Source organism: Kitasatospora sp. NPDC058162, from assembly GCF_042884005.1.
Classification (GTDB): Bacteria; Actinomycetota; Actinomycetes; order Streptomycetales; family Streptomycetaceae; genus Kitasatospora.
The window spans coordinates 405,639-429,210 of record NZ_JBHVUS010000001.1; the positions used below are offsets into that span (position 1 = coordinate 405,639).

Sequence of the window (23,572 nt, forward strand, 5' to 3'; positions counted from 1 at the left end):
GCGGTCGGTCACCTTTCCGGGGCGAGGGCGGGGACGGCGATCCGTACCGGCGCCGCGGTGCGCCGGACGATCTCCTCGGGGGTCACGCCGGGGGCGGTCTCGACCAGCACCAGCCCGTCGTCGGTGACGTCGAGGACTCCGAGGTCGGTGATGACGCGGTGGACGCAGCGCCGGCCGGTCAGCGGCAGCGAACACTCGGCGACCACCTTCGGGGTGCCGTCCTTGGCGGTGTGCTCCATCACCACGATGACCCTGCGGGCGCCGTGGACGAGGTCCATCGCGCCGCCCATGCCCTTGACCATCCTCCCGGGCACCATCCAGTTGGCCAGGTCACCGCGGGCGGAGACCTGCATGGCACCGAGGATCGCGGCGTCGAGGTGACCGCCGCGGATCATCCCGAAGGAGAGGGCGGAGTCGAAGAAGGCCGCGCCCGGGAGCACGGTCACGGTCTCCTTGCCCGCATTGATCAGGTCGGGGTCGACCTCGGCCTCGGTCGGGTACGGGCCCACGCCGAGCAGGCCGTTCTCCGACTGGAGGACGACGTCGACGCCCTCGGGGAGGTGGCTGGGCAGCAGCGTGGGCAGCCCGATGCCGAGGTTGACGTAGCTGCCGTCGGCCAGCTCCCGGGCAGCCCGGGCCGCCATCTCGTCCCTCGTCCAACTCATCGGATCATCCTCCGCTCGATGCCCTTGTCCGCGGCCTGTTCCGGGGTCAGCGCGACCACGCGCTGCACGAACACCCCGGGCAGGTGCACCTCGTCCGGGTCCAACCCGCCCGGCTCGACGAGCTCCTCGACCTCGGCGACGGTGATCCGGCCCGCCATCGCCGCGAGCGGGTTGAAGTTGCGCGCGGCCTTGTTGAAGACCAGGTTCCCGTGGCGGTCGCCCCTGGCCGCGCGGACCAGGGCGAAGTCGGTGGTGATGCCGCGTTCGAGGACGTACTCGCGCCCGTCGTACGCGCGGACCTCCTTGGGCGGCGAGGCCACGGCCACGCCGCCGTCCGGGTCGTAGCGCCAGGGCAGCCCGCCGTCGGCGACCTGGGTGCCGACGCCGGCCGGGCTGAAGAACGCCGGGATGCCGCAGCCGCCGGCCCGCAGCCGCTCGGCCAGCGTCCCCTGCGGGACCAGTTCCACTTCTAGTTCGCCGCCGAGGTACTGGCGGGCGAACTCCTTGTTGTCGCCGACGTAGCTGCCGGTGACCCGGCTGATCCGACCGGCCGCCAGCAGCAGGCCGAGGCCGCCGCCGTCCACTCCGCAGTTGTTGGAGACCACGCCGAGGCGGGTGCTCCCCCGCCCGAACAGCGCCTGGATCAGGACGTTCGGTACGCCGCTGAGGCCGAACCCTCCGACCGCCAACGAGGCTCTGTCCCCGATGTCGGCGACCGCCTCCTCGGCGGTCGCAACCACTTTGTCCATCCGATGACCGTCCCGTCGGGCCGCGGCGTTCGCCTGGTGAACGATGGTGCATAATTTGCCGGGCCAGAGTGTGCGCCGCCCCACCGGCCGTGTCAATGCCCCGCCGTGGCCCCGTGTCAGGGCATCCGTGCCGCGGCTTCCGTGCCACCGATCAGGAGGTCCGAGATGACCGCCCCTTCCCCGGACGAGTCGGTCCGCCCGCTGGAGCGCGGCCTGGCGGTGCTGCGCGCCATGGCGGCCGACCCGAGTCCACGGCAGCGCCCCAGCGACCTCGCCCGCGAGACCGGCCTGGCCCGCTCGACCGTCGACCGCGTCGCGACCACCCTGGTCCGCCTCGGCCTGCTGCGCTCCGACGGGCGCGACCTGCTGCTCACCCCCCGGGTGATGGGGTTCGGCAACGCCTACCTGGCCTCCTGCGGACTGCCCGAGGCACTCACTCCGCACGCGCTCGCCCTCGCCGACCGGCTGGACGAGTCCGTCTCGATCGCCGTACCCGACCAGGACGGCGTGCGGTTCATCACCCAGGCCCCACGCCGGCGGAGCATGGCCGTCTCGTTCCGGATCGGCGACCTGCTGCCGGCCGAACGCTGCGCGCCCGGAGCCCTGTTCGCCACCCGGTGGACCGAGGCCGAGCGCGACCGCTGGCTGACCCGGCGCCGGACGGATCCGCTCGACAGCGGCTTCCCCGCCGTCCCGAGGCGGACCGGGACCGGCGACGACCGGCGGGCCGAGGCAGCCGTCATCGAGGCGGACTCCATCGAAACAGGCTCCATCGAGGCGGGCTCCATCAAAGCGGGCTCCATCGAGGCGGACTTCGAGGAGCGGGTACGGACGGCCCGCGAGACCGGCCTGTCGGTGGACGACCAGCTGATCGAACCGGGACTGGTCGCCGTGGCCCTGCCCGTCCGCGACCCCTCGGGCGCCACGGTCTGCGCCCTCAGCGTCGTCAGCCACACGAGCCGCCACACCGCCACGTCACTGGCGCAGCACGCCCTCCCCCGGATGCGCGCCACCGTCGACGCCATGGAGCACGCGCTGAGCCGCCAGACCCCGCCCCCTCCGCCGCCGGACACCGTCGCGGCCTTCGACAGTTCACTGAAGGAGGAACTGGGCTCCGGCTTCCTGCAGTCGCTGGCCCGCGGCCTCGACGTCCTGCGAGCCCTCGGGTCGCGCCGCGGCGCCATGAGCCTGGCCGACACGGCGCGCGCCACCGGCCTGCCCCGCGCCACCGCCCGCCGGGCCCTGATCACCCTGCAGCACCTCGGCTACGCCGCGGCCGAACCGGACGGCTACCGACTGCTCCCCCGGGTCATGGACCTCGGCTTCGCCCGGCTCTCCCAACTGACCACCGCCCAGATCGCCAGGCCCCATCTGGCCGCCCTGGTGGCACAGGTCCACGAATCGGCGTCCGTCGCCGTCCTCGACGGCGACGACATCCGCTACGTCGCCCGCGTCACCGCCTCCCGCATCATGCGGGTCGACATCACCGTGGGCACCCGCTTCCCCGCGTACGCCACCTCGATGGGCCGGGTGCTCCTGGCCGCCCTGCCCGAGCCGGAGCGGCTGGACCACCTGCGCCGGGTGGCGCTTCACCGGATCACCCCGCACACCAAGGCGACCGTCCCGGCCCTCGCCCGCGCCCTGGCCGCCGCGGCGGGGGACGGCTGGGCGCTGGTCGACCAGGAGCTGGAGGAGGGGCTGTGCTCCGTCGCCGTCCCCGTCACCGACGACCACGGACGGGTGATCGCCGCCGCCAACGTCGCCCTCCCCGCCAGCCGCGGCACCGCCGACCGGATCCACGACACCGTCCTCCCACCGCTGCGGGAGGCCGCGCGCCGGATCGGGGCGGACCTGGCCGAAGTCGCCCGCTTCACCGGCTCCCGGATCCGCTGAAAAAACCTCCCGGATCACGGCAACCTTCCCGCGGGCGGCGGCAACTGGCAGGTGAACGAGGCCAGGACCAAGGCCCACTGTGCCAGAGGAAGAAGCCGTTGCCCGATCAGAACCGTTCTCATCGCCGCCGCCCGGCGACCCGTCGCGTGATCGCCGTCGCCGTGGCCCTCGCCGCCACGGGCGCCGCCGTGCCGCTGATCGCCCAGGCCGCACGCACGTCGAAGGCCGCCGCACCGACCACGACCGCCGAGGCGGCGGCCGGCAGCGGCCGCTACTTCGGCACGGCGGTGTCCTCGGGCAGGCTCGGCGACTCGACGTACTCCACCATCCTCGACCGGGAGTTCAACGCGATCACCCCGGAGAACGAGATGAAGTGGGACACCACCGAGCCCTCCCGGGGGTCGTTCAACTTCGCCCCGGCGGACTCGATCGTCAGCCACGCCTCCGCGCACGGCCAGCGGATGCGCGGCCACACCCTGGTCTGGCACTCCCAGCTGCCGGCCTGGGTCAAGTCCATCAACGACGCCAACACCCTGCGCGGCGTGATGGACAACCACATCACCCAGGAGATGTCCCACTACAAGGGCAAGATCTACGCCTGGGACGTGGTCAACGAGGCGTTCAGCGACGACGGCAGCGGCCGGCACCGCAGCTCGGTGTTCCAGGACGAGCTGGGCGACGGCTTCATCGAGGAGGCCTTCCGCACCGCCCGGAACGTCGACCCCTCCGCCAAGCTCTGCTACAACGACTACAACATCGAGAACTGGTCCGACGCCAAGACCCAGGGCGTCTACAGCATGGTCAAGGACTTCAAGTCCCGCGGTGTGCCGATCGACTGCGTCGGCTTCCAGAGCCACTTCGGCGCCGGCGGCCCCCCGGCGAGCTACCGGACCACCCTGGCCAACTTCGCCGCACTCGGCGTGGACGTCCAGATCACCGAGCTCGACATCGCCCAGGCATCGGCGAACGCGTACACCGCCGCCGTCCAGGCCTGCCTCGACGTTCCCCGCTGCACGGGCCTCACCGTGTGGGGCATCCGCGACAGCGACTCCTGGCGCACCGGCGAGAACGCGCTGCTGTTCGACGGCAACGGCAACAAGAAGCCTGCCTACGGCGCGGTCCTCAGCACCCTGAGCGCGAGCAGCGGCGGCACTGGCGGCGGAGACGGCGGCACGCCGGGCGGGGGCATCGTCCCCGGCACCGTGTACACCCTCTCCGGCGCGGCCTCCGGACGCGTCCTCGACGAGCCCGCCGGACAGAACGGCAACGGCACCCCACTCCAGGTGTGGGACGCCAGCGGCGCCGCCAACCAGCAGTGGCGGGCCGGCCGGAACAGCGACGGCTCCTACACCTTCACCGACCTCGCCAGCGGCCGGGTCCTGGACGATCCGGCCGGCCAGGCCGCCAACGGCACCAAGCTGCTGGTCTGGGACGACAACGGCGGCGCCAACCAGCACTGGAAGGCCGCCCGCAACAGCGACGGCTCCTACACCCTCACCAACGTCGCCACCCGCAAGGCCCTGGAGACGCCCGGCAACCAGACCGCCAACGGCACCCCCGTCCAGATCTGGGACTCCTGGGGCGCCGCCAACCAGCACTGGAACCTCACCCCGGCCGGCTCCGCCCCGACCACACCCGCGCCGTCGGGCAGCAACTCCTGTGCCCTGCCGTCGAGTTACCACTGGTCCTCGACGGGTTCGCTGGCGAAGCCCGGCAACGGGTGGGCCTCGGTGAAGGACTTCACCGATGTCGTCTACAACGGCAAGCACCTGGTCTACGGGTCGAACGTGTCCGGGTCGTCCTACGGCTCGATGATGTTCAGCCCGTTCACCAACTGGTCGGACATGGCCTCGACCGGCCAGACCGGCATGAACCAGGCCGCAGTGGCCCCCACGCTGTTCTACTTCGCGCCCAAGAACATCTGGGTCCTCGCCTACCAGTGGGGCCAGTGGCCCTTCCTCTACCGCACCTCCAACGACCCGACCAACCCCAACGGCTGGTCCGCGCCGCAACCGCTGTTCACCGGCAGCATCCCCAACTCCGGCACCGGGCCGATCGACCAGACCCTGATCGCCGACGGCCAGAACATGTACCTGTTCTTCGCCGGCGACAACGGCAGCATCTACCGGGCCAGCATGCCCATCGGCAACTTCCCCGGCAACTTCGGCTCCTCCTACACCACGGTCATGAGCGACTCGGTGAACAACCTCTTCGAGGCGCCACAGGTCTACAAGGTCAAGGACCAGAACCAGTACCTCATGATCGTCGAAGCCCAGGGCGCCGCCGGCCGCTACTTCCGCTCCTTCACCGCCACCAGCCTCAACGGCACGTGGACCCCGCAGGCCGCCAGCGAGGGCAACCCCTTCGCTGGCAAGGCCAACAGCGGCGCCAACTGGACCAACGACATCAGCCACGGCGACCTGGTCCGCAACAACCCCGACCAGACCATGACCATCGACCCCTGCAACCTCCAGTTCCTCTACCAGGGCAAGAGCCCCACCGCGACCGGCCCCTACGACAAGCTCCCCTGGCAGCCGGGCGTCCTCACCCTCCAGCACTGACCCACCCCTCGAACCGGTGGCCCAGCCGACCAGTCGGCTGGGCCACCCATCTGTTGCGGACCAATCGCCCCGGTCAGGCCAGGTGCTCGCCCTTGCGCAGGGCCCGGCCGCGGAAGGGGGGCCCTGAGCTCGGGCAGGTAGAGGACCCACGTCGCCCGGCCGGTTGGTTCGAACCATCGCCAACATCCGCTCGCCGACCCCGCGGTCCTGGCAGTGACGGTGATGCCCCGCCGTGTCGCAGCCGTTCCGCGGCCGTTAACAATCGGTGTCCGGGCTGGGCGGGTGATCGCGAACGCTCGGTCACAGCGAAAGCAACACGCCTGTTCGTCCCCGGAAACGCGGGCGAAACGACGTCAACAAAAAGTTGACCCGCTGTTCTGGTCGATGGGCCCACACCCCCAACCTCCCTTCTCCGCCGCACCCACCCCCTGTCGCGCGCCGCCGCTCTTCCCCTCTCCCCCGTACTCTGCTTCACCTCCGGAGGCCCCTGTGTCCCAGGCCCCTGACGTACCCGCGTCCGGTTCCACCGCCGCACCCGCCCGGCATCCGGTCGACGAAGTCCTGCCGCCCGCCCGGCTCGGCCTGCTCGGCCTCCAGCACGTACTGGTGATGTACACGGGCTGTGTCACCGTCCCGCTCGTCTTCGGCGCGGCAGCCAAGCTCGACACCACCACCATCGGCCTGCTCATCAACGCCGACCTGCTGGTGGCCGGCCTGGTGACGCTGATTCAGGCGCTCGGCATCGGCAAGGTGCTGGGCGTGCGGCTGCCGGTCGTCGCGGGCGCCACGTTCACCGCCGTCACCCCGATGATGCTGATCGCGGGCGAGTACGGCATGCAGGCGGTCTACGGCTCGATGATCGCCGCAGGCTTCTTCGGGCTGCTCGTCGCGGTGCCGTTCGCCCGCGCCGTGAGGTTCTTCCCGCCGTTGGTCAGCGGGTCCGTCATCACCGTGATCGGGCTGTCGCTGATCGGGGTGGCCGCGGGGCTGATCGCGGGCCACGACTCCGCCGCCAAGGACTACGCCGCCCCCAGCCACCTCGCGCTGGCCGGCGGCATCGTGCTGCTCATCGTCCTGGTCAACCGCTTCACCAGCGGTTTCCTCTCCCAGCTCGGCGTCCTGCTCGGCCTGATCGTCGGCACCCTGGTCGCCTTCCCCATGGGCCTGACGGACTTCTCCTCCGTCGACGGCGCCGACTGGTTCGGCCTCTCCGCTCCCTTCCACTTCGGCGCCCCGCACTTCCCGATCGCGGCCGTGATCTCCATGTGCGTGGTCATGCTGGTGACGTTCACCGAGTCCACCGCCGACATGCTCGCCGTCGGCGAGATGACCGGCCGCCCGCTCTCCCGCAAGGACCTTGCACGAGGCCTTGCCGCTGACGGTGTCTCCGGCGTCTTCGGCGGCATCATGAACGGCTTCCTGGACACGGTGTTCGCCCAGAACGTCGGCCTGGTCGGCATGACCAAGGTCCGCAGCCGCTTCGTCGCCGCGGTCGCCGGCGGCATCCTCCTCGTCCTCGCCCTCATCCCCAAACTCGGCGAGGAGGAAGCAGACGGCGGCGCCGTGGTCCCAGCCGGCGACGGTGTGGAGCACGACGCCCGTGACGGCGATGCCGACGAGGGAACCGAGTTGGCGGTTGGCGTTGAGGACGGAGCCCGCGGTGTTGGCGTTCTCCGGGCCGGCCGCGTCCACGAGGGCGGCGGTCATGGCGGGAGAGATGACACCGGCGCCGATGTTGGCGGCGCCCACGGCCAGGGCGCCGGGCCTCGGGCTGACCACCGTCTCCGCCGCGATGGCCTCCTTCGCGCCGCCCGGCGTCCGCGTCCTGGCGGTGCGCGGCGGCCCCCAGGAGGTGCGGCGCCTGCTGCTGGCCCGGCTCCCCACACCCCCGGCCGAGCCCGTTCAGCGCCTCGCCGACGCCCTGCGCGCCGTGGCCCTCGCCGACGACGCCGCCGTTGAACGGTCGGGGCCAGAACGGTCGGGGCTAGCGTGAGAAGTAGGTCTTGAGGCTCACGGCTGGTCCCCCTGAGTACTTCTGGACAGCCGTCCTTGCGTCTCCGGACACGGCCACAGAAGTGGTGCCCGCAGCAGGAACTGTGATCAGCCCACCGATCGGGACCGCTTCGACCACCTGCTGGGGCGTTCCGGCCGCTGGCTGGTCGTAGACCAAGTAGACAATACGGACCGATACGGCCGTGCTGTTCGGGTTTTTCAGGATGACCTGGTCGAAGGCGTCGAATTTGGTCAGCGGCTGACCTGAGGCGTCCGCCGGATCGGCCTCGACTGCAGCTGCGCTCGCCGGAAGGTCTGCCGCAGCAAGCTCTTTGACGGCCACCTTGACGTTCGCGACCCGTCCGGCGTCAGCACCGTGGAAGGCCAGGACGTCGTATCCCCCACCGGGCTGGATGACCAGACCGCCCCGGTCACTCCCGTAAGCCGTGCTGACCTGCACGTCGGGCAGATCCTTGCCGCTGCCGTCCACTGCCGTGATCGTCAGCGTGGGCACCACACTGGTCCGCCCGTCGTTGCCGATGGACAGGGTCTGGTCGATGAACTCCTGCTTGCCCAGCGCGTAGTAGCTGAAGGACAGTGATGTGGCCGCCGGGCTTGTCGCGGGGGCAGGTGCGGCCGATGTCGAGGCCGTCGGCGCCGCATCGGTGGTGGGACTGCCGGATATGGACGGCCCTTGCCTGGGGGTCGCGGAGGTACCGCTCGGGTCGCAGCCGGCCAGCGCGGCGACACCGAGGACGATGCCCACGACCGTCCGGGCACGGAGGGTTGAGCTGCCCCGCCGGTATCGAGCGCAATATCGATCATTCCTTGGCATTGCCGGAGAGTAGCGCAAGCCGAGGACACAGCGGGCGCCCGATTCCGCTCCTCGCTCCCGACTCGGCGGGGCAGGGCCAGGTCAGACCTGGGCCGGGATGCCGAGGTCGGCGAGCAGGCCGCGGACCAGGTGCTCGATCCGGTCGCGGATCGGGCGGACGGCCTCGACGCCCTGGCCGGCCGGGTCGTCCAACTGCCAGTCCAGGTACTGCTTTCCGGGGAAGAAGGGGCAGGCGTCGCCGCAGCCCATGGTGATCACCACGTCGGAGGACTGGACGGCCTCGGTGGTCAGGACCTTCGGGACCTCGGCGGAGATGTCGATCCCGACCTCGGCCAGGGCCTCGACCACCGCCGGGTTCACGCTCGCGGCCGGGGCGGACCCGGCCGAGCGGACCTCGACCCGGTCGCCGCCGAGGCGGGTGAGGAAGGCGGCGGCCATCTGGGACCGGCCGGCGTTGTGCACGCAGACGAACAGGACGGACGGGGTGGCGGAAGTGCTCACGAGAGGGGTCCTTCGGGGGGGTGTACGGGTGAGGGTCAGCGGGCGGCCGGGGCCGGGTGGTGGTCGCCGTGCGGGACGACGAGGCCGTCCGCGACGGGCATCGGGCCGCCGAACAGCACCGCGACCAGCGCGACGCCGACGACCAGACCGGCGAGCTGGGCGGCGATGAATGGCAGGAGCGAGCCGGGGGCGATGCCGGCGAAGGTGTCGGTGAAGGCCCGGCCGATCGTCACCGCCGGGTTGGCGAAGCTGGTCGAGGACGTGAACCAGTAGGCGGCGCCGATGTACGAGGCGACCGCCACCGGGGCGAACCGCTCGCGCCCGACCCGGGCCAGGCCGAAGACCAGCAGGATCAGCCCGGCGGTCGCGACGACCTCGCCCAGCCACAGGTGCGGTGCCCAGCGGTCGTGCGTCGACCAGCGCACCAGCGGCGCGGCGAACATCGCGTCCGCCAGGACCGCCCCGCCGATCGCCCCGGCGATCTGCGCCGGGACGTAGGCCGCGACCTCCCGCGGGCCGGGCCCGTCCCCCTCGCGGCGGCCGGTCCACCAGGCGGCCAGGGTGACGACCGGGTTGAAGTGGGCGCCGGAGACCGGGCCGAGGAGCAGGATCAGCACGCCGAGGCCGAACACAGTCGCGAGCGAGTTGGCCAGCAGCTGCACGCCGACGTCCGCCGACAGCTTGGCGGCCTGGATGCCGGAGCCGACCACGACGGCGACCAGCGCGCCGGTCCCGACGAACTCCACCGCCGCCCGGCGGCCCAGCGGTGCCATCCCGGTCATCTGGACCCCCCGACGGGGGCCTGGAGCAGGGCGGACAGCTTGGCCAGCGCGGCGGGCAGGACCCAGTAGTAGACCCAGGTCCCCCGGCGCTCGGAGCCGACCAGCCCGGCCTCGCGGAGCACCTTGAGGTGGTGGGAGATCGTCGGCTGGGAGACGTCGAACGGGCCGGTCAGGTCGCAGACGCAAGCCTCGCCGCCCTCGTGGGAGGCGATCAGCGACAGCAGCCGCAGCCGCACCGGGTCCGACAGGGCCTTGAACGCCTTCGCCAGGTCGACGGCGGCCTCTTCACCGAGGGGCTCGCGGACCAGCGGCGAGCAGCACGCGGCCGCGTCGTCCTGCCCGATCAGCTCCAGTTCCAGATTCGACATATGTCTATATTGACAGCCATCGATGCGAGTGGCAACGTCGACTATATCGACATCCGTCGAATCAAGACCTCGGATCGGGGAGGACCACCATGTCCCGCGTTCAACTCGCCCTGCGCGTCGCCAACCTCGAAGGCTCGGTCGCCTTCTACACCAAGCTGTTCGGCACCGAACCCGCCAAGCGCCGCCCCGGCTACGCGAACTTCGCCGTCACCGAGCCGCCGCTCAAGCTCGTCCTCATCGAGGGCGAGCCCGGCGAGTCCACCCGCCTCGACCACCTCGGCGTCGAGGTCGGGAGCACCGACCAGGTGACCGCGGCCACCGCCCGCCTCCAGGAGGCCGGCCTGGCCGCCTTCGAGGAGAACGACACCTCCTGCTGTTACGCCCTCCAGGACAAGGTCTGGGTCCACGGCCCCGGCGGCGAACCCTGGGAGGTCTACGTCGTCAAGGCCGACGCCGACACCCTCGGCAAGAGCGCCGAGGGCGCCCCCGGCCCGGCCTGCTGCCTCCCCGAACAAGCACCCGCCGCCACGGGCTGCGCCTGCGGCTGACCCCCAGTCGGAGTCAGGGCCGCAGGCTGCGCACCGTCGGGAGCCAGGCGCGGTAGCGGCGCAGGGCCTGGCGCTGCTGGAGCTGTTCGGCGAGGAGAGCCACGGCGGGGTGGGTGCCGGGCCGCGGGGCGTTGCCGCGGGCGAGGCGGCGGAGTTGGTGGCGGACCTGGGCCATGGTGGCGGCGGAGGCGAGGGCCTTGTCGGACCAGGTGACCGGGCGCAGCGCGCCGTCGGCCTCGCGGCCGGCGGCCCAGCGGTCGGGCAGGTCGGGGGTGACGGCGAGGGCGGTGCCGAGCCCGACCACGTCCACGCCGCCGGCGAGGACCTGGTCGGCGGTGTCGCGCCGGGTGATGCCGCCGGTGAGCATCAGCGGGAGGGGGCTGGTGGCGGCCAACTCCTCGGCGAGGTCCAGGAAGTAGGCCTCCCGGGAGCGGGTGCGGGCGTCGGCCGGGCGGCCGGTCATGGCGGGGCTCTCGTAGCTGCCGCCGGACAGTTCGACCAGGTCGACGCCGAGCGGTGCGAGCATCGCGATCACCTGCCGGGCGTCGTCGGCGTCGAAGCCGCCGCGCTGGAAGTCGGCGGAGTTGAGCTTGACGGCGACCGCGAAGGCCGGCGGTACGGCGGCGCGGACAGCGCGGACGACGTCCAGCAGCATCCGGGCCCGGTTCTCGAGCGACCCGCCCCAGGCGTCCGTGCGCCGGTTGACCAGGGGGGACAGGAACTGCGACAGCAGGTAGCCGTGGGCGGCGTGGATCTCCACACCGTCGAACCCGGCCTCGGCGGCACGCGCGGCCGTGGTCGCGAACCGGGCGACGGTGGCTTCGATCTGCTCGGGGGTCATGGCGCTGGGGCGGCCGAAGCGGCCGCTGTGCCGGCCCAGGTCGACACCCACCGCGGACGGGCCCCACACGACGCCGGGCATGTCGGAGGCGACCTGGCGGCCGGGGTGGTTGATCTGCATCCAGACCGCCCCGCCGCCGGACTTGGCGGCCTCGGCCCAGGCGGTGAACGGCTCCAGTGGCGCGGCCTCGTCGAGCACGACGCCGCCCGGCCCGGTCAGCGCCTCGGCGTGGACCATGACGTTGCCGGTGATCAGCAGGCCGGTGCCGCCGGCCGCCCAGCGCCGGTACAGCTCCAGCATCCGCCGGTCGGGCAGCTGGCCGTCGCCGGCCATGTTCTCCTCCATGGCCGCCTTGGCGATGCGGTTGCGCAGAACAGCCCCCGAGCGCAGGTGCAGGGGCGAGAACAGCTCGCTGGCCATTCGGGTCTCCTCTCCGTCGATTTCTCCGTCGACCGGGTCGACTAGGATGTGTACATCGCTCACATTAGGCGAGAAATGTGAACAGTGCATACATCAGGGAGGGTGACCCATGCCACAAGCGACCGGCTCGTACCACCACGGCGACCTGCGCTCCGCCTGCCTGCGCGCCGCGCGGGAGCTGCTGGAGGAGGACGGCAGCCCGGGCCTGTCCCTGCGGGCCGTGGCCCGGCGGGCCGGCGTCTCGGCGACCGCCCCCTACCGCCACTTCGCGGACCGCGACGCCCTGGTCTCCGCCGTCGCCGCCGAGGGCTACCTCGAACTCGCCGGATCCCTCACCGCGGCCCACCCGGAACCCGCTACACCCGACGAGCTCGCCACCGTCGCCGTCGCCTACGTCCGCTTCGCCCTCGACCGCCCGGCGCTGTTCCGGGCGATGTTCGCCGAGCCCTGCGACCCGACGAACGAGGAACGGACCGCCGCGACCGCCGCCATCCGGCAGTACGTCCACGGCATCGTCCACGGCGTGTTCCCCGACGCCGACCCGGAGGCGCTGTCCACCGCGGTGTGGGCCCTGGTGCACGGCCTGGCCTTCCTGCACCTGGACGGCAAGCTCGACGCCTCCTCCCCCGAGGCGGTCTCCGGCCAGGTCCGGGCGGCCGTCCTGGCGGCGCTCGCCGTCACCCCGGCGAAGGCGTAGCGGGCGGCGGCCGGCGGGCGGCGGCCGGCGCCCGAATATTCAGCGCGCCGCCGAGGGCGGCACCAGCCGCAGCCCCGCCAGGTCAGGGGGCACGGCGGCGTCGGGGCGGAAGAACGGGGCGGCCTCCCCGTCGCTCGCGGTGGCGGGCGCGTCGGTGAGCCGGAAGCGGTCCCGCAGCCGGCCGTAGAAGTCGGTGGGCCGCAGACGGATCAGCCGCACGCGCTGCGGGGCGCGGTAGACGCCGATCCAGTCCCCCGGGTCGAGGACGCCCCGCAGCTGGCCGTCGACGCTGACCGCGGCGCGGCCGGAGTGCGGCAGGATGCGCAGCGCCACCGGCTCGTCGGGGGCCGCGACCACGGTGCGGTTGAAGGTCATGTGGGCGGCGATCGGGGTGAACACCACCGCGTCCATGTGCGGGGAGAGCACCGGGCCGCCCGCCGCGAAGCTGTAGGCGGTCGAGCCGGTGGGCGTGGCGACCACGAAGGCGTCGGCCGAGTAGGCGGCCAGCAGCCGGCCGGAGATGTAGACCCCCGCGCTGACCTGGTGGTCCCGGGCGAGCTTCTCCACCACCACGTCGTTGAGGGCGTTGACGTCCAGCGCCAGCCCCCACCCCTCCCCCTCGCCGTTCTCCGCCCGCACCGGCGGGGGCGGCAGGGCGGGCCCGCGCCCGTAGCAGAGGAAGGCCTCCATCTCCGCGGGCACCCCGGGCAGCCTGGAGGCCCGCATGGTCAGCGTCATGCGCTCCTCGACCGGGGCGTGCCCGGCGTGGACGGCGTCCAGGGCGGTGGCGAGGTCGCAGACCGGCACCTCGGTGAGGAAGCCGACCCGGCCCAGGTCGACGCCGAGGACGCCGGCCCCGGTCTTCACCGCGATCCGGGCACCGCGCAGGAAGGTGCCGTCCCCGCCCAGAGTGACCACCAGGTCCGGGTCCCCGGCCGCGCGGGCCTCCTCGCGCCCGGAGCGGCGCCGGTGGTCCGGCGTCCAGACGTCGATCTCGGTGCAGCGGACGCCGTGCGCCGCGCACCAGGCGTGCACGGCGCCCGCCGCATCCCGGGCCTCGGCCCGGCCCTGATGGACGACCAGTCCGACACGGTGCACGGGCATGGCGGAGGCCTCGTCTCGTCGCCTGGGTACGGCGGCCCGGCCCGCCCGGAGGCGGTGGCCGCGTCTTCCTACCCGGCCCATCGTGGCGCCTCGACGCCCGATCGGCTCGTCGGACGGCGGCGAGCCGGGCGCGCGGGCGCCCACCGGGTCAGGCGGCGCCGAGGCGGTCCTGCCAGTCGGCCGGCACCTCGGCACGAGAGCAGCCGGTGAGCAGCGGGCGGGCAGCGGCTGGGCAGCCGGACTGCCGCCGCGGCGGTCAGCAGCCCCGGTGGCAGTCCGGGCAGACGCCCGCCAGCTCGACCGTGTGCTGGACGTCCACGAAGCCGGACAGCTCCGCGATCCGCTCGGCCCAGGCCTCCACCGCGGCCGAGTCCACCGGCGAACTCAGGCCGCACACACGGCAGATCAGGTAATGCCGGTGGTCGGCGCCCGGCCGGTAGCGAAACAGCCGTTCGCCGTTGGTGTCGCGGACGACGTCGGCACGGCCGACGGCGGCCAGCGCGGTCAGGGTCCGGTAGACGGTGCTCAGGCCCACCCGGGAGCCGGTGGTCAGCAGCCCGGCGTGCAGCAGCTGGGCGCTGACGAAGTCCTCGCAGGCCCGCAGCGACCGCAGCACCTCGGCGCGTTGCGGGGTGAGCCGGCCCAGCCCGTCGTGCTCCTTGTCCGGGTTATCCGGCTGCGCGTTCACGGCCTTCCGCCGCCCGGCGGCCCGCCGGAAGGCCGTGGTCAGCGCCCGGCTGCTCATCTCGGCCACGGGTCAACCCGTCCCGGGGGCTGCCACCCCGGCCGGCTGCGGGCCGGAGGCCCGGCGCGGCCGACCCAGGAAGGTGGCCGCGTACACGGCCGTGGCCGTCGCCATGATCGCGAAGCTCGGCGGCAGCTTCGGCGCCGCCGCACTCAGCAGCAGCCCGCCCCACATCTCCGCGACCGCGAGCCCGGCGGACAGCGCCAGCGCCCGGTACGGCCGGTCGGTGAGCCGCAGCGCCGCGCCCGCCGGGGCGGCGAGCAGGCCCAGCAGCAGCAGCGAGCCGACCGCCTGGGTGGCCTCCCCGGCGCAGGCGCCGACCAGGGCGAGGAAGCCGAGCCCCAACGCCCGTACCGGCACGCCCCGGGCGGCGGCCACGGCCTCGTCGAGGGTGGCGAACAGCAGCGGGCGGGCGATCAGCAGCAGCGCGACGCAGATCGCGCCCGCGATCGCGACGGCCACCGTGGTCTGGCTGCCGTGCAGGCCGAAGATCGAGCCGAACAGCACGCTCGTCCCGGCACCGCCCTGGGCCCCGCTGCGGGAGGTGGTGTAGACGGTCAGGAAGAAGGCGCCAAGGCCGAGGATCCAGGCGAAGACGCTGCCGATCACCACGTCGTCCGCCCGCCCCCGCCGGCCGAGGCCGCCGATCAGCAGGCCCACCCCGACGGTCGCCGCGAACAGCCCGAGCCGCAGGTCGTAGCCGCCCGCCAGCGCGGCCATCGCCCCGGTGAAGGCGACGTGGCTGAGCGCGTCGCCGGTGAAGATCTGCGCCCGCAGCACCAGGAAGCAGCCCACCAGCCCGCACGCGAGCGCGATGAACGTCCCTGCGAGCAGGGCGTGTTGGAAGAACGGCTGGGTCAGGACGGCGATCATGCCGCAGCTCCGATCGCGACGGCCGGACGGGCGCCGCCGGCCAGGCGGTCCCGGGCGAAGCGCACCAGGTGCGCCAGGACGTATCCGGCGAAGGCGAAGCCGGTGACGAAGAAGCCGAGCGGGTACGGCTGGTAGTAGGCCGCGACCAGGCCCGCCCAGCAGGCCGCCAGCCCGAGGACGACGGACAGCAGCAGGCTCAACCCCGGCCGGGCGGTGAGCTGTTGGGCCGTCGCGGGCGGGATCACCATCAGCGCGAACACCAGCAGGGTGCCGGTGATCTGGCTGGCCTCGGCGGTCGCCGCACCCAGCAGCACCAGGAACAGGGTGCCCAGCAGCCGCACCGGCACCCCGCGCCCGGCCGCCACCTCCGGGTCCACGGAGGCGAACAGCAGCGGCCGTCCGATCACCGCCAGGGCGGCCAGCACCACGGCGCCCACCACCGCCAGGGTCACCACCTGGCCGGTGGTGATGCCCAGGAAGCTGCCGAACAGCAGCGCCGTCGGCCCCTCCAGCAGGCCCTTGTACAGGCTGATGAAGAGGTATCCGCAGGCCAGTACGAAGGCCTGTACGGTACCGGTGAACGCGGACTCCTCGGCGCCGCTCCCCCGGCCCCGGCGGCCGAGCGCCGCCGTCACCAGCGCGGTGGCGACGCAGAACCCGAAGTAGCCGAGCGTGGTGGAGAAGCCGAGCAGCACGGCCAGCGAGGCGCCGGGGAACGCGGACACCGACAGGGTGTGCCCGACGAAGGTCTGCCGGCGCAGCACCATGAACCAGCCCACCACGGCGCACACCACGGCCACCACCAGGCCGGCCCGGAAGGCGTTCACCATGAACGCGTAGGACCAGATGTCCTGGAAGTCGGCGACCAGGTCCCAGCTGAAGACCGGGGCGGTCGCGTCAGTTGCCAGCTGCACGGCCGCCTCCGTTCCCGTGCCGGTCGGTGTGGACGTGCCGGTCGGAGTGGACGTGCCGGTCGGAGTGGACGTGCCGGTCGGTGTGGCCGTGTCGATCGGCGTGGCCATGCCGGTCGGTGTGGACCGCCGGCGACTCCGGCTGGCCGACCACGACCAGCCGCCCGTCGCCGGTGCGCAGCACCTCGACGGGCGTGCGGTAGAGGCGGCTCAGCGTCTCGATGGTGATCACCTCGGCCGGGGTGCCGGAGACGGCGCCGCCCTCGGCAATGTAGACCACCCGGTCCAGGTGGTGGAGGATCGGGTTCACGTCGTGGGCGACCATCACCACCGCCACGCCCTCCTGGTGGCAGATCCGCCCCAACAGGGCGGCGATCGCACCCTGGTTGGGCAGGTCCAGGCTGTCCAGCGGCTCGTCCAGCAGCAGCACCCGCGGGCGCCGTACCAGCGCCTGGGCGATCAGCAGCCGCTGCTGCTCGCCGCCCGAGCACTGGCCGATCGGCCGGTGGGCGTAGGCGGTGGCGCCGACCAACTCGACGACCTCCTCGATCAGTTCGCGCTCCGCGCGCCGCCGGGCGCGGTTCAGGAACGGGACGGGGATCCCCCACTGGTCCCCGTCCAGCCCCAGCCGCACCACGTCGATCCCACGAATCCGGACGCCGGCGTCGAAGTTGCGCCGCTGCGGCAGGTACCCGATCGCCGCGTTCCGCCCGCCGGGCGCCGCGCCGAGCACCCGCACCTCGCCGGCGGCCGCCGGGAGGACCCCCAGCAGGACCTTGACCAGGGTCGACTTGCCGACCCCGTTGGGGCCGAGGACGGCGGTGAACTCCCCGGCCCCCACGGTCAGATCGACCCCCGACCAGAGGGTCCGCCCGCCGACCCGCACGGCGGCCCCGCGCAAGGACAGCACGGCATCGGCATCGGCGCCGGGTCCGGCACGCTCGGCCTTCGGTCGGACCTCTTCGGTCGGGTGGATACTCACTTGCCCGTCGCCTGCTTCAGCGCGTCGGCGATCCCCTGGAGCTGCTGGGACTGCCAATCCTGGAAGGTGGCGTTCGCCGGGGCGAGGGTCTCGGTGACCTGGGCGACCGGTATGCCCTGCGCCTTGGCGGCGTTGACCTGGGCGACCACGTCGGGGTTGGAGTTCTGCGAGTTGTAGACGTAGACCTTGATCTGCTTGCCGGCGATCTGCTGGTCGATGGCGGCCTTGTCGGCGGCGGTCGGGTCGGTGCCCTCGCTCTCCGCGTCCAGGAAGGTCTCCGGGGTGAGCATCTTCAGGCCGACGCTCTCCGCGAGCGGGGTCACGATCGACTCGGAGGCGCCGATCGGGGTGCCTGCGTACGTGGCCTTGATGTCGGCTTCGAGCTTGTTGTACGTGGCCAGGGTCTGGGTGGTGAAGGTCTTCTCCTGGCTGTCGAAGTAGGCGGCGTCGGCCGGGTCCAGCTTCTTGTAGTCGTCGGTGATCCGGTCGATGACCTTGGTGACGCTGTCCGCGGAGTACCACTGGTGCGGGTTGTCGCCCTCCTTCTTGCCCAGCAGGTCGCCGACCTTCAGCGCGGTGCGGGCGGAGGCGGGGTTGGCCGCCAGCAGCTTGTCCGACCAGGCGTCGTACCCGATCCCGTTGGATATCACGTAGTCGGCGCCCGCGACCGTACGGCCGTCGGCGGCGGTCGGCTCGTAGGAGTGCGGGTCGGTGTCCGGGTTGGTGATGATGCTGCTCACCTTCACGTGGTCACCACCGAGCTGGGTGGCGATGGAGCCCCAGAAGTTCTCCGCGGCCACCACCTGGATCACCTTCGAGCCGCCGGCGGCGCTACCCGAACCGGACGCGGCCGGCTTCGCCGGGGAGGAGGTCGAGCAGGCGCTGGTCGCGGCGAGCGCGGCGACGGCGGCCGCGGCGAGCACGCTGCGGAGGGTACGGCTGGCCGATCTGGACGGGGTGGCACGCATGGCGGGGTTGCTCCTCGAAACCTGCCGGCCCCGCGGTCCGGCGGGGGTCCGGCTCCGGTGGACGTCTCGAACACTAGATGGAAACGATTGTCATAACTACCCCGCTTTTACAGAACATGGAAATCATTGCCAAACCTTGACTGCGATGGCCCGCGGCGGCCTGCGGAGCCCGCCCGCGCACGCGTCGGGCCGCTCGGCCCGCACACGCGTCGGGCCGCTCGGACCGCTCCAGGCGCAGGTCAGCCCCAACAGCCTTGGCAGCCAAGCGAACTGATCGACACTCGAGTACCCTCGGGAGCCGTACCGAAGCCGTACCGACCCCTCCCCCGACGTCGAGAGGTACCCCATGGTCGCCAGCCTGTCCCTGCCCCGCATCATGCGCGTCGGCCGGGGTGCCGCCGCCGAGTTGGGCGAGGTGATGGCGGGGCTGGGGCTGAGCCGCCCGCTGCTGGTCACCGACGCGTTCCTGGTCGGGACGGGCGCGGCGGAACGCCTCACGGCCTCGCTGACCGGCGCCGGGCTGGACCCGCGGCTGTTCTCCGACACCGTGCCCGACCCGACCACCGACTCCCTCACCGCGGGCCTGAAGGCCCTGCACGAGCACCGGGCGGACTCGGTCATCGGCTTCGGCGGCGGCAGCCCGATGGACAGCGCCAAGGCCCTCGCCCTGCTCGCCGTCCAGGGCGGCCACATGCGCGACTTCAAGGCGCCACGGGTCAACCACGGCCCGGCGCTGCCGGTGATAGCCGTCCCCACCACCGCGGGCAGCGGCTCGGAGGCGACCCAGGTCACCGTCATCACCGACAGCGACACGGACGAGAAGATGCTCTGCCTGGGCCCGTCGTTCCAGCCGCTGGCCGCCGTGATCGACGTGGAACTCACCCTGTCGATGCCGCCCCGGCTGACCGCCGACACCGGCATCGACGCCCTCACCCACGCCGTCGAGGCGTACGTGAGCCGCAAGGCCAACCCCTTCACCGACGGCCTGGCCCTCACCGCGATCGGCGCCATCGGCCGTCACCTGCGCCGGGCCTACGCGGACGGCTCCGACGCCGTGGCCCGCGAGGCCATGATGGTCGCCGCGACCCAGGCCGGCCTCGCCTTCTCCAACTCCAGCGTCGCCCTGGTGCACGGCATGAGCCGGCCCATCGGCGCCCACTTCCACGTCGCCCACGGCCTGTCGAACGCGATGCTGTTCCCCACCGTGACGGCCTTCTCGGTGCACGCGGCCCGCGACCGCTACGCCGACTGCGCCCGCGCCCTGGACGTCGCGACCGCCTCTGACCCCGACGACCTGGCCGCCGACAAGCTCGTCGACGCACTCCGCGAACTCTGCCGCGACCTCCAGGTACCCACGCCCCACAGCTACGGCATCGACCGGGACGCCTGGACCGGCCTGATCCCCCTCATGGCCGAGCAGGCCCTGGCCTCCGGCTCCCCCGCCAACAACCCGGTCGTCCCCACCGACGGACAGATCCGGGAGCTCTACGCCCGCATCTACGCCTGACCGCGCCCGGCACCTCCGGACGCGGCCCGCGGGCTCAGCAGCATCCGGATGTCGTTCTCGGCCCAGAGCACGAACCGCTCGACCGGCACCACCCGGTGCCCCGCCTCGGGCCGGAAGCGGAAGCGCTTGAGCAGCACGGCCAGCAGCAACTGGGCCTCCATGGTGGCCAGTTGAGCCCCCTCGCAACTGCGCGGTCCCAGGCCGAAGGGGATCCAGGCCAGCCGCGGGCGCCCGGCCGACTCCGCCGGGCACCGTACGGGCCGGGCGGATAGCGGCGCAGCGACTCCTTGAGGACCATCTCCAGGTACGGCAGCCGGTGCAGGTCGGCGTACTCCGGCGCGGCGCGCCCGCCGAGCACGCGGTCCAGTTCCTCTTCCTCCGCGACGCGCCGGGCCTCCGCCGGGTGCCCGCCGAGCAGGTGCAGGGTCCAGGAGACGGCCACGCCCGTGGTGTGGTGGGCGGCCAGCATGACCGCGAGCACAGTGTCGCGGATCCGCGCGGGGTGCTCGCCGGCCTCGACCAGGGCGCCGATCAGATCGCTGCGGTCGGCACCGGGGGCACCGGGGCGGTGGGCCGCGATCACCCCGTCGACCGTCGCCCGCAGGTGGGCGAGCGCCGCGGCCGTCCGTTCGGCACGCTCCTCGGTCGGACGGTAGAGGTGCTCCAACTGCTCGGTGAGCACCACCTCGAAGGCCTCGACCACCCGCTCCGGTTCCTCCGTACACCGAACGGAACCCAGTGGAAGTGTGACCGCTGCCGTCGAACCCGACGCCCCCGCCACGCCTCACCACGCGAAGTGGAGCCCCGGACCGTCCTGCCAGGCCCGCACCGCGGTGTCGGGGTTCTCGGGAGTCACTCGCCCGGTCCGGTCACAGCCCCGGGATCCCGGTCCGCCGCGCGTGCAGCTCGGAGCGGACCAGTTCGAGGAGACGCCCCGTCCAGTTGCGCCCCCGGCCGGCGTTGTCGCCCCAGAAGGCCGAGTCCATGTCGTCGTAGATCACGTTGGCGTCCTCTGTCGACAGCAGGATCTCGGCCAGCTCGGGGTGCTGGTCGTACTTGGCGCGCAGCAGGTACGTCATGACGGCGGTCCGGCTGTGCTCCCAGCCCTCGCGGCGAAGCGCCTCGGCCGCGAGCTTGCGCGCCGCGGCGGCCGTCTCCGCCGTCGCGATCGCGGCCCGGGCCTCGGACTGAGCGACTGACAGGGCCCAGTAGGCATGGGCGACGGAGGGGTAGCCGGCCTCCCCCACGGTGATCGGGGCGGGGTAGTCGTTGCGCAGGCCGACCTTGCCGGGATCGTCCACCGGCTCTCTCGGAAACGTCTGGCAGACATGGACCGCCGGAGCATGCGACGCCACCGGTCCGTCCGCGGGGACGCGCTTGGCCCGCTCGGCCCTCCAGCGGGCCCGCTCCTCGAAGTACGCGAGGGCGGCGTCGTAGTCCTGCTGCGTGACCGTTCCGTCGAACGACATGTAGGTCCGGCCTCCGGGCCCTGCCACCAACACCCGCAGTGGCCGGTCCTTGCGGTCCATGTCGCCCAGCGCGTAGCAGCGCTGCGATTCCGGGATCGCGAGGAACGCGGCGTGGGCGGCGGCCCGGTTCTCCTCGGTCCGGTCGGCAAGGAAGACGTCGACTGCGGCCAGGCAGCGCTCGGTCGAGTCGGGCCGCCCGTTCAACTGGTCGATGGTGTCGCGGACCTCGGCGAGCAGCAGCTCAGGGGTCTGCCAGCTCTGCGGCTCGCTGAACCTCCACTCCGCCAGGTCGTGCGCGGAGGCCTCCGCGCCCTCCGGGAGGCTGGTGGCCACCCAGCCGGTGCGCAGTTTCTCCTCGAACTCCTCGATGGTGACCAGGCCCCAGCAGTCGATGAGCCCGTCGGCGTAGATGAAGAGGTCGGTGAGGAAGTAGTGGCCGTTGCGAATGAAGACGTGCCGCCAGGTTCCTGGTATGCGGACGCCGTCCGCGGTGCGATGGGTGATCCGGTTGCCGATCATCCTGAGATTGTGTCGCAGCGAACACCCGGTCGGCCCCGGCTTTTCCTCCAGGCCGGTCCGCCGGTCGCGGGCGCGGATAATGGCCGGACCGCCGGGCGAGCGTGCCCGCGCGGCAGTGATCGATCGAGAGGTAGCGGACGGATGACCCTGGAGGCAGGACGGCGCGTCAGGTTGACGGAGGACCTCGGGCTGGGTGAGGCCGTCGCCGGTGACCCTGGGGTCGCCGTCGGGTTCCTGTCGCTGGGTGCTGGGGCCGAGGGCACCGTCGAGCGGGTGGACGGCGAACTCCCGGAGGGCGAGGAGGTCCGCGAGTACCAGCGGCTCAAGGCGCTGTTCGACGACTACGGGCACACCATGCCGGCGGCCAGCCGGGAGCGGTTGACGGAGCAGCTCGCCGCGCTGGAGCCGGCCTGGGCCGCGCACCGGGAGCGGGGCAGCCTGGTGACCGTCCGGGTCCGCCTGGACAACGGCTTCGTCCTCGACGGGCTGCACCAGGACGTCCTCGCCGCCCTCTGAGCGCGGGCGCCGTACGTCCGCCGGCCTGGGCGTTGAGCCGCGGCGGAAGGCGAGAGCGCCGAACGGCTGAGGCGCCGCTGACGCCCGCACCGCGGCGGCCCGTTCCGGCCGATCCCCTGGCCGGAACCGGGCCGAGCTGGAACCATGGCCCGATGCGCATACTGATCATGGGCGGCACCCGCTTCGTCGGCCTGCACTTCGCCCAGGCGGCGCTCGCCGCCGGACACGACGTCACCGTCCTGCACCGGGGCCGCTCCGGCGCCCACCTGCTCCCCGAGGCCACCCACCTGATCGCCGACCGCGACGCCGACCTCACCGCGCTGCGCGGCCTGAGCTGGGACGCCACCGTCGACGTCAGCGCCTACTTCCCGCGCCAGGTACGGCAGTTGGCGGCTGCCCTCGACCCCGGCGCGGCCGGACGCTACCTCCTGGTGTCCTCCATGGCCGTCTACGACACCCCCGCCGCCCCCGGGTTCACCGAGGACTCCCCGCTGCTCCCCGCCGACGGCCCGGAGCCCGAGGAGATCACCGTCGCGACCTACGGCATGCTCAAGGTCCAGTGCGAGCGCGCCGCCCTCGAGCACTTCGGTCCGGACGCGCTGCTGGTGCGGCCGACGTACGTGATCGGCCCCCAGGACTACACCCACCGCTTCGACCACTGGGTGCAGCGGCTCGCCCGGGGTGGCGAGGTGCTGGCCCCGGGTCGGCCCGACGCCCCGCTGCAGGTCGTCGACGGCCGCGACCTCGCCGACTGGATGCTCGCCCTGCTGACGACGGGCGCCACCGGCGCGTACCACGCCGCGACGCCCCCGTCCTCCACCATGGGCGGTCTGCTGGACGCCATCGCCTCCGCCGTCGCCCCGACCGGGACCACGCTGACCTGGGTCGACGACGAGTTCCTCCAGGCCTCCGGCGTCCAGGACCGCGCCCTGCCACTGTGGAGCGCCGATCCGCTGCGCCGGGCCACCAACACCGCCGACTCCGCCGCCGCCCTCGCCACCGGGCTCAGCCTCAGGCCGGTGGCGGACAGTGCCCGCGACATCGAGCCGTTCGAGCCCGCGCCGCACGCCCTGACCCCGGCCGGGGAGGCCGAGCTGCTCGAAGCCTGGCACCGGCGCTGAGCCGG

General features: G+C 72.8%; 23 protein-coding genes and 1 pseudogene. 8 read left to right on the top strand and 16 right to left on the bottom strand.

Annotated features, from left to right (window positions below):
* Positions 1-8: 8 nt before the first annotated feature.
* Both ACFVXG_RS01670 and ACFVXG_RS01675 read right to left on the bottom strand, forming a co-directional pair.
* A complete protein-coding gene (locus tag ACFVXG_RS01670; protein ID WP_387923249.1) occupies positions 9-665 on the bottom strand; it encodes a CoA transferase subunit B in 657 nt (218 codons plus the stop codon).
* Positions 662-1,414 (bottom strand): CoA transferase subunit A, encoded by a 753-nt coding sequence (locus ACFVXG_RS01675; RefSeq protein ID WP_387923251.1) that lies wholly within the window; start codon positions 1,412-1,414, stop codon positions 662-664. The genes ACFVXG_RS01670 and ACFVXG_RS01675 overlap by 4 nt, the downstream gene beginning before the upstream one ends.
* A gap of 165 nt (positions 1,415-1,579) precedes the next feature.
* On the opposite strand from ACFVXG_RS01675, the gene ACFVXG_RS01680 reads away from it, so the two are divergent.
* The 3 genes from ACFVXG_RS01680 to ACFVXG_RS01690 all read left to right on the top strand — a co-directional run bounded on the left by ACFVXG_RS01680 (position 1,580) and on the right by ACFVXG_RS01690 (position 7,827).
* Positions 1,580-3,307, top strand: a complete 1,728-nt coding sequence (locus ACFVXG_RS01680; RefSeq protein WP_387923252.1) for an IclR family transcriptional regulator C-terminal domain-containing protein — start codon at positions 1,580-1,582, stop codon at positions 3,305-3,307.
* A gap of 146 nt (positions 3,308-3,453) precedes the next feature.
* Entirely contained in the window at positions 3,454-5,868 is a 2,415-nt protein-coding gene (locus tag ACFVXG_RS01685) for a non-reducing end alpha-L-arabinofuranosidase family hydrolase (RefSeq protein ID WP_387923253.1), read from the top strand.
* A 489-nt stretch (positions 5,869-6,357) separates the two neighbouring features.
* The gene (locus ACFVXG_RS01690) at positions 6,358-7,827 is read left to right on the top strand and encodes a nucleobase:cation symporter-2 family protein (protein ID WP_387923255.1); all 1,470 of its coding nucleotides are present in this window, start codon (positions 6,358-6,360) and stop codon (positions 7,825-7,827) included.
* Positions 7,828-7,852: 25 nt separating this feature from the next.
* On the opposite strand, the gene ACFVXG_RS01695 is transcribed toward ACFVXG_RS01690, so the two are convergent.
* The 4 genes from ACFVXG_RS01695 to ACFVXG_RS01710 form a co-directional block, all read right to left on the bottom strand.
* On the bottom strand, positions 7,853-8,626 hold the full coding sequence (locus ACFVXG_RS01695; protein ID WP_387923256.1) for a hypothetical protein: 774 nt from the start codon (positions 8,624-8,626) through the stop codon (positions 7,853-7,855).
* A gap of 150 nt (positions 8,627-8,776) precedes the next feature.
* On the bottom strand, positions 8,777-9,196 hold the full coding sequence (locus tag ACFVXG_RS01700; RefSeq protein WP_387923258.1) for an arsenate reductase ArsC: 420 nt from the start codon (positions 9,194-9,196) through the stop codon (positions 8,777-8,779).
* A gap of 35 nt (positions 9,197-9,231) precedes the next feature.
* A complete protein-coding gene (locus ACFVXG_RS01705; protein WP_387923259.1) occupies positions 9,232-9,978 on the bottom strand; it encodes an aquaporin in 747 nt (248 codons plus the stop codon).
* On the bottom strand, positions 9,975-10,346 hold the full coding sequence (locus ACFVXG_RS01710) for an ArsR/SmtB family transcription factor (protein WP_387923261.1): 372 nt from the start codon (positions 10,344-10,346) through the stop codon (positions 9,975-9,977). The genes ACFVXG_RS01705 and ACFVXG_RS01710 overlap by 4 nt, the downstream gene beginning before the upstream one ends.
* Positions 10,347-10,435: 89 nt before the next feature.
* Here ACFVXG_RS01710 and ACFVXG_RS01715 point away from each other — a divergent pair, with 89 nt between their 5' ends.
* Positions 10,436-10,894 carry an ArsI/CadI family heavy metal resistance metalloenzyme gene (locus ACFVXG_RS01715; RefSeq protein ID WP_387923263.1) on the top strand — a complete coding sequence of 153 codons (459 nt, stop codon included), beginning with the start codon at positions 10,436-10,438 and terminating at the stop codon, positions 10,892-10,894.
* 13 nt (positions 10,895-10,907) lie between these two features.
* Here the strand turns inward: ACFVXG_RS01715 and ACFVXG_RS01720 are convergent, their stop codons facing one another.
* Positions 10,908-12,155 carry an NADH:flavin oxidoreductase/NADH oxidase family protein gene (locus tag ACFVXG_RS01720; RefSeq protein WP_387923265.1) on the bottom strand — a complete coding sequence of 416 codons (1,248 nt, stop codon included), beginning with the start codon at positions 12,153-12,155 and terminating at the stop codon, positions 10,908-10,910.
* A gap of 109 nt (positions 12,156-12,264) precedes the next feature.
* Between ACFVXG_RS01720 and ACFVXG_RS01725 the strand changes: the two genes are divergently transcribed.
* Positions 12,265-12,852, top strand: a complete 588-nt coding sequence (locus tag ACFVXG_RS01725) for a TetR/AcrR family transcriptional regulator (protein WP_387923266.1) — start codon at positions 12,265-12,267, stop codon at positions 12,850-12,852.
* A 39-nt stretch (positions 12,853-12,891) separates the two neighbouring features.
* On the opposite strand, the gene ACFVXG_RS01730 is transcribed toward ACFVXG_RS01725, so the two are convergent.
* From ACFVXG_RS01730 to ACFVXG_RS01755, 6 genes are all read right to left on the bottom strand, one after another.
* Positions 12,892-13,956 carry an NAD(+)/NADH kinase gene (locus ACFVXG_RS01730; RefSeq protein WP_387923268.1) on the bottom strand — a complete coding sequence of 355 codons (1,065 nt, stop codon included), beginning with the start codon at positions 13,954-13,956 and terminating at the stop codon, positions 12,892-12,894.
* Between the two features lie 256 nt (positions 13,957-14,212).
* A complete protein-coding gene (locus ACFVXG_RS01735) occupies positions 14,213-14,701 on the bottom strand; it encodes a Fur family transcriptional regulator (protein ID WP_387923848.1) in 489 nt (162 codons plus the stop codon).
* A 12-nt stretch (positions 14,702-14,713) separates the two neighbouring features.
* Positions 14,714-15,574: a metal ABC transporter permease gene (locus tag ACFVXG_RS01740; protein ID WP_387923270.1), complete on the bottom strand. Its 861-nt coding sequence runs from the start codon at positions 15,572-15,574 to the stop codon at positions 14,714-14,716.
* Entirely contained in the window at positions 15,571-16,488 is a 918-nt protein-coding gene (locus tag ACFVXG_RS01745; protein WP_387923271.1) for a metal ABC transporter permease, read from the bottom strand. The genes ACFVXG_RS01740 and ACFVXG_RS01745 overlap by 4 nt, the downstream gene beginning before the upstream one ends.
* A complete protein-coding gene (locus ACFVXG_RS01750) occupies positions 16,472-17,467 on the bottom strand; it encodes an ATP-binding cassette domain-containing protein (protein ID WP_387923273.1) in 996 nt (331 codons plus the stop codon). Before ACFVXG_RS01750 ends, ACFVXG_RS01745 begins: the two co-directional genes overlap by 17 nt.
* Positions 17,464-18,435: a metal ABC transporter solute-binding protein, Zn/Mn family gene (locus tag ACFVXG_RS01755; protein ID WP_387923275.1), complete on the bottom strand. Its 972-nt coding sequence runs from the start codon at positions 18,433-18,435 to the stop codon at positions 17,464-17,466. The genes ACFVXG_RS01750 and ACFVXG_RS01755 overlap by 4 nt, the downstream gene beginning before the upstream one ends.
* Positions 18,436-18,781: 346 nt before the next feature.
* On the opposite strand from ACFVXG_RS01755, the gene ACFVXG_RS01760 reads away from it, so the two are divergent.
* On the top strand, positions 18,782-19,942 hold the full coding sequence (locus tag ACFVXG_RS01760) for an iron-containing alcohol dehydrogenase (RefSeq protein ID WP_387923277.1): 1,161 nt from the start codon (positions 18,782-18,784) through the stop codon (positions 19,940-19,942).
* Here the strand turns inward: ACFVXG_RS01760 and ACFVXG_RS01765 are convergent.
* The 3 genes and pseudogenes from ACFVXG_RS01765 to ACFVXG_RS01775 form a co-directional block, all read right to left on the bottom strand.
* Positions 19,933-20,163 (bottom strand): cytochrome P450, encoded by a 231-nt coding sequence (locus ACFVXG_RS01765; protein WP_387923850.1) that lies wholly within the window; start codon positions 20,161-20,163, stop codon positions 19,933-19,935. The two genes, ACFVXG_RS01760 and ACFVXG_RS01765, sit on opposite strands and share 10 nt — an antisense overlap.
* 83 nt (positions 20,164-20,246) lie before the next feature.
* Positions 20,247-20,723 (bottom strand): annotated as a pseudogene (locus tag ACFVXG_RS01770) (cytochrome P450); the annotation flags it as partial.
* Between the two features lie 88 nt (positions 20,724-20,811).
* Positions 20,812-21,930 (bottom strand): NADAR family protein, encoded by a 1,119-nt coding sequence (locus ACFVXG_RS01775; protein ID WP_387923279.1) that lies wholly within the window; start codon positions 21,928-21,930, stop codon positions 20,812-20,814.
* 141 nt (positions 21,931-22,071) lie between these two features.
* Here ACFVXG_RS01775 and ACFVXG_RS01780 point away from each other — a divergent pair, with 141 nt between their 5' ends.
* Positions 22,072-22,446: a hypothetical protein gene (locus ACFVXG_RS01780; RefSeq protein WP_387923281.1), complete on the top strand. Its 375-nt coding sequence runs from the start codon at positions 22,072-22,074 to the stop codon at positions 22,444-22,446.
* A gap of 152 nt (positions 22,447-22,598) precedes the next feature.
* Positions 22,599-23,567 carry an NAD-dependent epimerase/dehydratase family protein gene (locus tag ACFVXG_RS01785; protein WP_387923283.1) on the top strand — a complete coding sequence of 323 codons (969 nt, stop codon included), beginning with the start codon at positions 22,599-22,601 and terminating at the stop codon, positions 23,565-23,567.
* Positions 23,568-23,572 lie beyond the last annotated feature (5 nt).

Bases quoted from the DNA above. Each gene is read 5' to 3' on its own strand.
- ACFVXG_RS01740 (WP_387923270.1), bottom strand. From the start codon at position 15,574: ATGATCGCCGTCCTGACCCAGCCGTTCTTCCAACACGCCCTGCTCGCA.
- ACFVXG_RS01720 (WP_387923265.1), bottom strand. From the start codon at position 12,155: ATGGCCAGCGAGCTGTTCTCGCCCCTGCACCTGCGCTCGGGGGCTGTT.
- ACFVXG_RS01735 (WP_387923848.1), bottom strand. From the start codon at position 14,701: ATGAGCAGCCGGGCGCTGACCACGGCCTTCCGGCGGGCCGCCGGGCGG.
- ACFVXG_RS01670 (WP_387923249.1), bottom strand. From the start codon at position 665: ATGAGTTGGACGAGGGACGAGATGGCGGCCCGGGCTGCCCGGGAGCTG.
- ACFVXG_RS01760 (WP_387923277.1), top strand. From the start codon at position 18,782: ATGGTCGCCAGCCTGTCCCTGCCCCGCATCATGCGCGTCGGCCGGGGT.
- ACFVXG_RS01675 (WP_387923251.1), bottom strand. From the start codon at position 1,414: ATGGACAAAGTGGTTGCGACCGCCGAGGAGGCGGTCGCCGACATCGGG.
- ACFVXG_RS01755 (WP_387923275.1), bottom strand. From the start codon at position 18,435: ATGCGTGCCACCCCGTCCAGATCGGCCAGCCGTACCCTCCGCAGCGTG.
- ACFVXG_RS01725 (WP_387923266.1), top strand. From the start codon at position 12,265: ATGCCACAAGCGACCGGCTCGTACCACCACGGCGACCTGCGCTCCGCC.
- ACFVXG_RS01710 (WP_387923261.1), bottom strand. From the start codon at position 10,346: ATGTCGAATCTGGAACTGGAGCTGATCGGGCAGGACGACGCGGCCGCG.
- ACFVXG_RS01730 (WP_387923268.1), bottom strand. From the start codon at position 13,956: ATGCCCGTGCACCGTGTCGGACTGGTCGTCCATCAGGGCCGGGCCGAG.
- ACFVXG_RS01715 (WP_387923263.1), top strand. From the start codon at position 10,436: ATGTCCCGCGTTCAACTCGCCCTGCGCGTCGCCAACCTCGAAGGCTCG.
- ACFVXG_RS01705 (WP_387923259.1), bottom strand. From the start codon at position 9,978: ATGACCGGGATGGCACCGCTGGGCCGCCGGGCGGCGGTGGAGTTCGTC.
- ACFVXG_RS01785 (WP_387923283.1), top strand. From the start codon at position 22,599: ATGCGCATACTGATCATGGGCGGCACCCGCTTCGTCGGCCTGCACTTC.
- ACFVXG_RS01680 (WP_387923252.1), top strand. From the start codon at position 1,580: ATGACCGCCCCTTCCCCGGACGAGTCGGTCCGCCCGCTGGAGCGCGGC.
- ACFVXG_RS01775 (WP_387923279.1), bottom strand. From the start codon at position 21,930: ATGATCGGCAACCGGATCACCCATCGCACCGCGGACGGCGTCCGCATA.
- ACFVXG_RS01780 (WP_387923281.1), top strand. From the start codon at position 22,072: ATGACCCTGGAGGCAGGACGGCGCGTCAGGTTGACGGAGGACCTCGGG.